Here is a 2298-nt window from a genome sequence, read left to right on the forward strand (position 1 = left end):
AAATTGGCGCGGGCCACGCGGCCAAGTTAGTCCAGAACATGATCGGATTTGTCGAAGTCGCAGCTGTAGCTGAAGGGCTCGCGCTGGCGCAGGCGTTGAAATTGGACCCACAGACCTTCTTCCATATGCTCACCAATTCGCACTCCAACAGTCCCATTATCCAGTGGATGGTGCCCAAGGTGTTTGCTGGCCAGTTTGAAGCCGAGGCCAGACTCGACATTGCTTACAAGGACATGAGCCAAGCGGTGAAGATGGCCCGCGAGATGACCAGCCTTCCACTCAATATCGCCAACGCCGCCACAGAGGTCTTTCAGCTCAGTCGTTCATTCGGGTTTGGGGACCAGGACAGCACGGCCGTGGTGCGAGGATTGGAAAAGCTGCTTGGTGAGGAAATCCGCGTGACGCCGAGAGCGTCTCAAAACGCGTGATTATTCAGGTCGCACAGGAGCCGATCCAATGACTGATCTGGAACGCAGCGAGCCTATGGCGCGAGTGGCGATGCTGGACGAGGCGCTAGTGTCCTCGAAAATGGACGCCTTTCCGATCCTTCTAACGGAGGAACTCTCCGCAGAGGCTGTTCGCGCGTTCCAGAACACCTTCCCGAACCTGAAAATTCTGCAACCTTCGGACCAGACTCTTGGGGGCGTGCTCAGGGCGGCTGACGGCACTAGGGTAGTCGTCACCACCGTCAAGTATCGGTTGGATAGAGAGTTTTTCCAGGCTCTACCCAACACCGTCCAAATTATCGCCCTTTACTCGGCAGGCCACGAGCATGTCGATATCGATGCCGCGCGCGAGCGCGGCGTGTCCGTCATCAAGACATTTAACGTTCTCGCAGACTCTGTTGCCGATTTAGCCCTTGCGCTCTTGCTGACTATGACGCGCCGTCTCCTAGAAGGCGTCGATCTGGTGCGAACCGGCCAGTGGATGGGCTGGTCGCCGACCTTGCTTCTGGGGAGGGAACTCAGGGGCCAAGTGCTCGGCATCTATGGGATGGGAAGTATCGGCCGCGAGGTCTCGACGCGCGCACAGGCGTTCGGCATGAACGTCGCGTACAAAAACCGAGCGCCTCTTCCTCGAGATCTCGAGGGAGGCGCGCGTTTCGTCGCCGATGACAGGGAGTTCCTTGCAGCTTGTGACGTGCTGCTCCTGTCGGCAGCCTGCACTCCGCATACCCGCAAATATCTGGATGCTAGCCGCATCTCCTGGCTTAAACCGGGCGCTTTGGTGTTGAATGTTGCTCGGGGTGAACTGGTCGATGACGATGCGCTTATTGAGGCTTTACTGTCCGGCCATATCGCTGGTGCAGGCTTGGACGTTTTTCAAAACGAACCTGCAATGGACGCCAGGTATCTAGCGATACCAAGCGTGGTCCCATTACCTCACATCGGCAGTGCCACGCTGGAGGCCCGCGCGGCTATGGCCGATTCGTTGGTTGACGGCATTGAGCGAATTCTTCTCGGCCAAACTGCCGCGCAACAGCTGGTGTAAATAGGCGTTTTTCAGCGAACTTGAAAGACCGCCCTTCAGCTTTTGGGGGAACTATCCATAGAAAGAAGGGTGGAAAGAAACAAATGAAACATCTCTCTTTCGCTTGTAATGTCTAGTTTATAGTATAATCGCCAACGATGGTTCTTGACCGTTCCCACGGAGACGCCGAGCTGCTTGGCAATTGCTGCATTCGGAAGGCCTACGAACGAAAGCCGGACTATTTCTGCTTCTCTAGGCGTCAGATCTTGCTGCCGACAAAAAGCGTCAAGGGCGGCCTCTCCTGATGTTGAAAGCGGCTCTGGCGATCGCCGCTCCACTACGATGAGGTGTCCGCTGGGCGCCAAGGAAAAATCGTCGGGCAACTGATCCCAATGCACGACTTGCTGGCTGTCCAGTTGCAAGAAAGCGGGACCGGCATTAGCGATCTGCTTGAGAATTTGGGGAAGTACCGTGGCCACTTTGGGATTTATGGACCAAGCCTCGTTGGCATAAGCTATTTCGCCGCGCCGGTCGAGCACCATGAGGGCGTTGCTGAAATTCTCGTCGATCGTTTTACTGTTGATTGTTCTGGCTGCAAAGAACAAGCGATCCATGTGAAGCTTGTGCAGTGCCTCCAGACTTGGGAGCAGTGCATTGGCGATTTCAAAGTCGCGCGGTTCGAAACGAACTCGGTGCCGCTCACAGCAAAATGCGATGGTGACACCGCCATAAGCGGGCAGAACAATCGCGAGCTCATCGTAGATTGACATCTTGACCAGCTCGGCCAGATAATTTTCGTCAGTCTCGGTTGTCAGTGCACGTAAACTC

3 protein-coding genes are annotated in these 2298 nt (G+C 55.7%); 2 read left to right on the forward strand and 1 reads right to left on the reverse strand.

The features are described from left to right. Positions 1–428: NAD-binding protein (locus AC1DUU_RS29815; protein ID WP_476786925.1), on the forward strand; the 428-nt coding region annotated here is incomplete at its 5' end. Between the two features lie 28 nt (positions 429–456). Next, the gene (locus AC1DUU_RS29820; RefSeq protein WP_476786926.1) at positions 457–1491 is read left to right on the forward strand and encodes an NAD(P)-dependent oxidoreductase; all 1035 of its coding nucleotides are present in this window, start codon (positions 457–459) and stop codon (positions 1489–1491) included. 35 nt (positions 1492–1526) lie between these two features. Here AC1DUU_RS29820 and AC1DUU_RS29825 read toward each other — a convergent pair whose 3' ends face one another. Further along, positions 1527–2285 (reverse strand): helix-turn-helix domain-containing protein, encoded by a 759-nt coding sequence (locus tag AC1DUU_RS29825; protein WP_476786927.1) that lies wholly within the window; start codon positions 2283–2285, stop codon positions 1527–1529. Between the last annotated feature and the right edge of the window lie 13 nt (positions 2286–2298).

The sequence above is a fragment of the Aminobacter sp. P4_H6_2 genome (assembly GCF_056400805.1).

What these genes read in the sequence shown, in the direction of transcription:
- AC1DUU_RS29820 (WP_476786926.1), top strand. Translation starts at nt 457, where the DNA reads ATGACTGATCTGGAACGCAGCGAGCCTATGGCGCGAGTGGCGATGCTG.